7 protein-coding genes are annotated in these 6,701 nt (G+C 72.4%); 3 read left to right on the forward strand and 4 right to left on the reverse strand.

Going from position 1 to position 6,701, the window contains the following annotated elements; translation table 11 throughout:
* Window positions 1–23 precede the first annotated feature (23 nt).
* Entirely contained in the window at window positions 24–977 is a 954-nt protein-coding gene (locus tag GUY59_RS30800) for a radical SAM protein (RefSeq protein WP_252375101.1), read from the reverse strand.
* Window positions 978–1,117: 140 nt separating this feature from the next.
* Here GUY59_RS30800 and GUY59_RS30805 point away from each other — a divergent pair, with 140 nt between their 5' ends.
* The 3 genes from GUY59_RS30805 to GUY59_RS30815 are packed head-to-tail and all read left to right on the forward strand — an operon-like array spanning window position 1,118 to window position 2,348.
* The gene (locus GUY59_RS30805) at window positions 1,118–1,441 is read left to right on the forward strand and encodes a DMT family transporter (RefSeq protein ID WP_132341183.1); all 324 of its coding nucleotides are present in this window, start codon (window positions 1,118–1,120) and stop codon (window positions 1,439–1,441) included.
* 59 nt (window positions 1,442–1,500) lie between these two features.
* Window positions 1,501–2,055: a GNAT family N-acetyltransferase gene (locus GUY59_RS30810; protein WP_138204365.1), complete on the forward strand. Its 555-nt coding sequence runs from the start codon at window positions 1,501–1,503 to the stop codon at window positions 2,053–2,055.
* Entirely contained in the window at window positions 2,052–2,348 is a 297-nt protein-coding gene (locus GUY59_RS30815) for a DUF952 domain-containing protein (protein ID WP_442939033.1), read from the forward strand. The genes GUY59_RS30810 and GUY59_RS30815 overlap by 4 nt, the downstream gene beginning before the upstream one ends.
* Window positions 2,349–2,414: 66 nt before the next feature.
* Here GUY59_RS30815 and rph read toward each other — a convergent pair whose 3' ends face one another.
* The 3 genes from rph to GUY59_RS30830 form a co-directional block, all read right to left on the reverse strand.
* Window positions 2,415–5,036, reverse strand: coding sequence for a rifamycin-inactivating phosphotransferase (gene rph, locus GUY59_RS30820; RefSeq protein WP_330849234.1), 2,622 nt, complete (start codon window positions 5,034–5,036; stop codon window positions 2,415–2,417).
* A gap of 698 nt (window positions 5,037–5,734) precedes the next feature.
* A complete protein-coding gene (locus tag GUY59_RS30825; RefSeq protein WP_138208831.1) occupies window positions 5,735–5,986 on the reverse strand; it encodes a helix-turn-helix domain-containing protein in 252 nt (83 codons plus the stop codon).
* A 410-nt stretch (window positions 5,987–6,396) separates the two neighbouring features.
* The coding region (locus tag GUY59_RS30830) for a tyrosine-type recombinase/integrase (RefSeq protein ID WP_161714778.1) at window positions 6,397–6,701 on the reverse strand (305 nt) is incomplete at its 5' end.

Here is a 6,701-nt window from a genome sequence, read left to right on the forward strand (position 1 = left end):
GAGGCCCCGAGGGCGGCGCGGGCTCACACGAGGGCGAGCTGCGCAGCCCGCGGCCGCGGCGCGCGAGCCGACGGCGCCCCGCAGACCATCCCGTACACCCGGCACAGCTGCGCGATCTGCCCCGTGATGCGCTCCTCGTACACGGCGGAGGGCAGGCCCGCGCGGTCGTAGAGCTCCTCGTAGCGCTCCACCAGGTGCGGATGCGCCCGCGCCAGCCACTGCGTGTACCACGCCCGGGTGCCGGGCGGCAGCCGCAGCACCACCGGCTCCACGGCCCGCGCGCCCGCCGCGGCGATGCGCCGCACGGTGGCCGTCAGCTGGTCGGCGGCGTCACTGAGCAGCGGCAGCACCGGAGCCATCAGCACCCGGCAGTCCACGCCCGCCTCCACCAGCGCCGACACCAGCTCCAGCCGCGCCTGCGAGCCGGGCGCGCCCGGCTCGACCGCCCGCCGGATGCGCTCGTCGACGAACGCGATCGACACCGCCACCCGCGCCCCCGCCCGCGCCAGCAGCCCGGCGTCGCGCAGCACCAGCGCGCTCTTGGTGTAGACGGTGAACGGCACCCCGGCTCCGGTGAGCGCCCCGATCACGCCGGGCATCAGCCGGTAGGTCTGCTCGGCCACCTGGTAGCAGTCGCCGCTGATCCCGACGGCCAGCTCCCGGCCGTCCCAGCGCGCCAGCTCCGCCCGCAGCCGCGCCACCGCGTTGGGCTTGACCACGATCCGGGTGTCGAAATCGCCGCCCGCGTCCAGCCCCAGCCGCCGGTGCCCGCCACGCGCGCCGCAGCCCAGGCAGGCGTGCGCACAACCCCGGTAAGGAGAAAGCGCCCACTCCTGGGTGATGCCCGCGGCCTGCGGCACCCGCTCGATCATCGTACGGGCCTGCAGCTCGTAGAAGTCGCCGCGCACCACCGCGCGCCGCTCGATCAGCGGGCGATCGTCGGCGGCCTCAACCAGCGAAAGCGCGTCCCAAGCCACACCCCCAGTGGAACACGTATTCGACAGCGTTTTCAAGCGATTCCCGCACACCGCCGGTACGCCCGGCGCCGCCGGACGCCCCGGCCTGCACGCCTACAGTGGAGAACCCGCACCACTCGTCATCTGGGGGACAACCGCCCATGGCCTGGCTCCTGCTCACCCTCGCCATCGCCTCCGAGGTCCTGGCCACCTCCGCGCTCAAACTCAGCAACGGCTTCACCCACCTCGGCTGGAGCGTCGTCGTCGCCGCCGGATACATCGTCTCCTTCGCCCTGCTGGCCCAGGCGCTCAAACTCCACCTCGAGGTGGGCACCGCCTACGCCGTCTGGTCCGGGGCCGGCACCGCCGCCATCGCTGTCATCGGCGCCCTGTTCCTGGGGGAGACTCTCACCCCGCTCAAGATCGGCGGCATCCTGCTCATCATCGGCGGCGTCGTCGTCCTCAACCTCGCCGGCGCCCACTGACCCGGCCGCCCGGCGATAACGTGTTGGCTCCCTCCACCATCCCTCCCTACACTGCCTGGGTGCTCAAACCCTATCTGCCCCTCACCACCGAACGCCTCACGCTGCGCCCCTTCACCCCCGGCGACCTCGACGCCGTGCACGCCTACGAAAGCCTGCCCGACGTCACCCGCCACCTCTACTGGGAGCCCCGCGACCGCGACACCAGCCGCGCCTTCCTCGACAAGAAGATCACCCACACCGCCCTCCTCGACGAGGGCGACGCGCTCGACCTGGCCATCACCCTGACCGGCAGCGGCGAGCTCATCGGCAACTGCCTGCTCATCTGGACCAGCAAGACCCACCGCCAGGGCGAGATCGGCTACGTCCTGCACCCCGGCCACCACGGCCACGGCTACGCCGCCGAAGCCGGCCGAGCCCTGCTCCGCCTCGCCTTCGACGACCTCGGCCTGCACCGCGTCATCGGCCGTCTCGACGCCCGCAACACCGCCTCCGCCCGGGTCCTGGAGAAACTCGGCATGCGCCACGAGGCCACCCTCATCGACAACGAGATCGTCAAGGGCGAGTGGAGCAGCGAGAGCGTCTACGCCATGCTCGACCGCGAATGGGCGCCGTGACCATCCACCACCTGGTCCTGCGCGCCGACTGGGACGGCGCCCTCCAGGCGGGGGAGTACCGCGTCTCCACCCTGGGCCGCACCCTCGACGAGGTGGGCTTCATCCACTGCAGCCGTGACATGGCCCAGCTGCGCGGCGTCCACGCCGCCTTCTACACCGCCGTGGCCGAGCCGCTGCTCGTCCTCGACATCGCCCCGGCGGGCCTGGACGTGCGCGTCGAGGACGGCTTCCCCCACCTGTACGGGCCGCTGCCGCTCAGCGCCGTCACGGCGGTCCGCCCTTTCACGCCCTGACCACCGCACCGGGGCTCGTGCCCGCGCTCGCCGTGCCCTCGGCGCGCTGGTGCGCGACCGGCGGGATCAGTCGAGGAGCTCGACGTACCCGTCGGTGCCGTGGACGCGGATCCGCTGCCCGTCACGGATCAACCGGGTCGCCTGTTCGACTCCCACGACGGCGGGCAGGCCGTACTCCCGCGCGATGACCGCGCCGTGCGTCATGAGGCCGCCCACCTCCGTCACCAGCCCGGCGACCGCGACGAACAGCGGCGTCCAGCTGGGGTCGGTGTAGGCGGTGACCAGAATGTCGCCCGGTTCGAGGTCGGCCCGCGCCATGTCCATGAGGACCCGGGCCCGCCCCTCGACCGTCCCCGCCGAGACGGGCAGCCCGGCCAGCGTGCCGGGCGGGGCGCCGGCCCGCCGGTAGCTGCCGGTGATGACCTCGCCGTCGGAGGTGAAGACCCGCGGTGGCGTGAGCGTCTCGTAGGAGCGGAACGCCTCCCGCCGTTCCTCCACGAGCGCGGAGTCCGCCTTGCCGGTGCGTACGACGTCCCGAACCTCCTCGAGCCGCAGGAAGAAGATGTCGTCGCGCTCGCGCAGGACGCCGGACCGGACGAGACGGCCGGCCTCGCGCAGCAACGCCTGCTTGTAGACGAAATAGCGGCTGATCATGCAGTACTTCGGGTATTCCCGGTATCCGGCGAAGGTGCGGACAAAGTCGATCATCCGCCCGGTCTCCCCGGCCTTGCACTCCCCGTCGGGCAGGGCACGCAGCCGCCCCAGCAGCTGCTGCGCCGCGCGCTGCGCCTCCTGGCGGCCCTGTTCGAAGTGCCGCTCGCCGGCGCCCGGCTCGAAGTTCCTGACGTTGCCCAGGATGGCGGGCACCAGCATGGCGGGCCGCTCGCTCCAGCGCGTCCTGGTGATGTCGATCTCGCCCGCGCAGCGCATGCCGTACGTGCCCAGGTAGCCGCGGATGGCCTCACCCGCCTGCCGCCCGCCCGCCAGCCCGGACAGCTCCTCCAGCCAGCCGTCGCCGTCTCGGTCCTCGTCCGCCACCCGGTGCAGGAACGCCACGACCTGCGCGTGCGGACGCACGACGTCCGCGACCTCCAGCAGCGCCAGCCCCATCTCCGAGGTGACATTACGGGGGACCGACTGGGTGAGCACGTCGGCGGCGTTCTTCACGCCCAGCCACGCCTCGAGATGGTCGTTGAGCCACCACGCCGCCTCCATCGCCGCCATGATCACCCGGTGGCTCAGCGGATCGAACAACACCCGCCTGAGCTCCTTGATGTCGGCCACGATGAACTCCACCAGCGCCGGCCCCGACAGATCCTTGATCTCGCGCTTCAGGGTCGCCACGGACGATTCACCGCGCCGGATCAGCTCGGTGACGATGTCCGGATCGGCCTCGACCGGATCGGCCGGCCCGCCGGCGGGCACGGCGGGCACGGCGGGCACGGCGTCGTCGGGAAGCGAGGGCAGGAAGTCGCCGCGGTCCACGACGCTCTGCATCGCGTCCCGGATGAGCGGATCGGACCTGCCCAACGTGTCCAGCAGGCTCGCGCGGCCCGCGGGCGTCGCCAGCACGGGCGCCACGTCGACGAACAACCGCCCGCCCGCCTCGTGCATCGGCCGCGGGGTCGTCAGCTGCCACACCGACAGCCCCAGCGGCTTCATCGCGTCGGTCATCATCTGCTGGTGCCCGACGGACACATAGAGGTGGTTGTCCTCGTCATCGACCGCGGGCAGGGGGAACAGCGTGGTGATCGGCCGGCTCTGCACGATGTGGAACTCGCCGCCGGCCAGGCACCACTCGATGTCCTGGGGCCGGCCGAAGTACGCCTCGATGCGCCGACCCAGCCGCACCAGCCGCACCGCCTGCTCCTGGCTCAGAGCCGGCTGCCGCCGCATGCCCTCCTCCACGGCCACGTCCCGGGTGCCTCCCTGCGGCGACGCCTCGACGCGGCGCTCCTTGACGGCGACTGCCACGTCGACGACCCGGCCGTCACGCACCGTGTAGACGTCCCCGGCGACCACACCTGACACCAGCGCCTCGCCGAGCCCCCAACCGGCCTCCACCGTGGCGACTTTCCTGTTCGAGGTCACGGGGTCGGCGGTGAACACCATCCCGGCCGCGTCCGGGAACACCATCCGCTGCACCACCACCGCCATCCGCACCGTCCGGTCGTCGATGCCGTTACGGCGCCGGTAGGTCACCGCCCGCTCGGTGAACAGCGAGGCCCAGCACCTGCGCACGTGCCGCAGGACCGCCGCCAGGCCCACGACGTTCAGGTACGAGTCCTGCTGGCCGGCGAACGAGGTGCCCGGCAGGTCCTCGGCCGTCGCGCTGGAACGCACCGCGCAAGGGGTGTGCTCCCCGAGCCGGGCCAGCGACGCGCCGATCTCCGCCGCCAGATCGCCGGGAATCTCGACGCCCTCGATCTCGCCGCGCAGCCCGGCGCTCAGCGTGCCGATCGCCGCCCGGTCGTCCGCGTCCACGCCCGCCAGCTCGTCCAGCCGGGCGCCCACCCGCGCCGCCCCGGCCACGACCCGCTGGAAGGCCTCCGTGGTGACGCAGAAGCCGTCCGGCACGCGGACGCCGTCGATACGCGACAGCTCACCCAGGTGCACCCCCTTACCGCCCACGTCCGCGAGATTCGCCGAGCCGATCTGCTCGAAACCCATCACGTAACCCAATTTCACTGCTCCCTCGGTCGTCGGGCCGTTCGCAACGGGCAAGTATGAACCACTTTCCGATGTCTCATGAGGCGCGCCGCTCTGCTATAAAGTGAAAGTGGCGGAGACACGTGCCCGCCCCCCTTGATCCGGCCGAGGCCGCGACAGCCTCCCGCCCAGGCGGGCCGTCCAGAGCCGTCAGCCGTAACGCTCAGGTCAACGAGAACGGACCTGCTCCGCCAGCCCGCGGCCACGTCTTGGGCATCGACCACCCACGCGCCATGGTCCGGCACGCCACTCGCCGCAACGCCGCAACGCCGCGCCGTCCGCGCCCACCGCGTGCACCTCACGCAGGCCCGTCGACCGGCTGCCCCACTTCGGCGGACCGCTCGATGCCGTCCCCGCCGTCGACAACGCGAGCTTCTGGCCCGATCCGGCCGAGCGGCTTCACGAACTGCGCCGCCTGCGCCGCCCGGCCGGCCGCATCGCGCTCGTTCAGCCAGCCGGCTGCCTCGGCGCCACCCGGGAGAGCATGGCCTGAGCGCCCGCGAGCTCGCCGACCTGCTCATTCAGGCCGGTTTCACCCGGATCCGGGTCGAGACCCTCGACTTCGAGCCGTCCGCCGCCGGCGTGCCGGCCGGCAACCCGGCCGGAACGCCGTCATGACCGCGACCACGCACCGGCCCCGGACCCATCCCCGGTGAACCCGCCACCGCCCTCCACCATCACGTCGGGGCGGGGGCGGAGCGCACGGCCAACTGGTCCAGGGAGATGTCGAGCACGTCGGCCAGCGCGGCTATCGTGAAGAACGCCGGGGTGGCGATGCGTCCGGTCTCGATCTTGCGGAGGGTTTCGGCGGACATGCCCGCCGCCGCGGCCACCTCGACGATGCTGCGCTCGCCGCGGGCCTGACGCAAGGTGGAGCCGAGCTGCTCGCCACGGAGCCGCTCTTCAGGGGTCAGCGGAGGTCGCACCATGACCACCACTCTATACCCGGACACCGGTATAGTTATCGCACCGGCGTACTCAGGGGTCCGCCGAACAGAGCCCCGCCTCACCGGCCGCGTCAGACGGTCAGGCCCGCGCTGATCAGTCGCCTGGACGCACCTCTTCCAGCGCGGCCTCACGGGCGGACTCGATCAGTCCCCGCAAAGGTCCTGCTGCCGTGCTCCTGACCTTGGCGGGATCTTCTCCCGCGCGCGGCGGCAGCATGCCGATGTCGGTTGCAAGGCTGGGCGTGAACGCGGGCGCGCAGTTTCACAGCCGGGGGAGGGGCCGGTGCCACCGCCGGCCGGGACCCGCCCGGCCGCGCACGAGCTCATCCTTCACGCCGTACGACGCGCGCTCGCCGAAGAAAGGAGAACGCCGCCCGGCGGCGTGCCCCCGTTCACCCGGAGCCGTCGCCCGGCTCGCCCCGCAGCAGGGGATGGGCCCGCATCGCCACCTCCAGCTCACCCGGCAGCTCATCACGGTAACGCCCCAGCGTCGACAGGTCACTGTGCCCCAGCACCCGCCGCACCGCGTCCATGTCGACCGCGTCGGCCAGCAGATGCGTCGCCGTCGTGTGCCGCAGCCCATGCGGCGTCACCGACCGCCGCTGATCCGGGTCGACCCGCGCCTGCACCCGGTCGATGACCGCCTGCACATCACCCCGCGCCAGCCGCCGCCCCCGCCACGACAACAACAACGCCT

Source organism: Nonomuraea sp. K271, assembly GCF_009908215.1.
Classification (GTDB): Bacteria; Actinomycetota; Actinomycetes; order Streptosporangiales; family Streptosporangiaceae; genus Nonomuraea; species Nonomuraea longispora.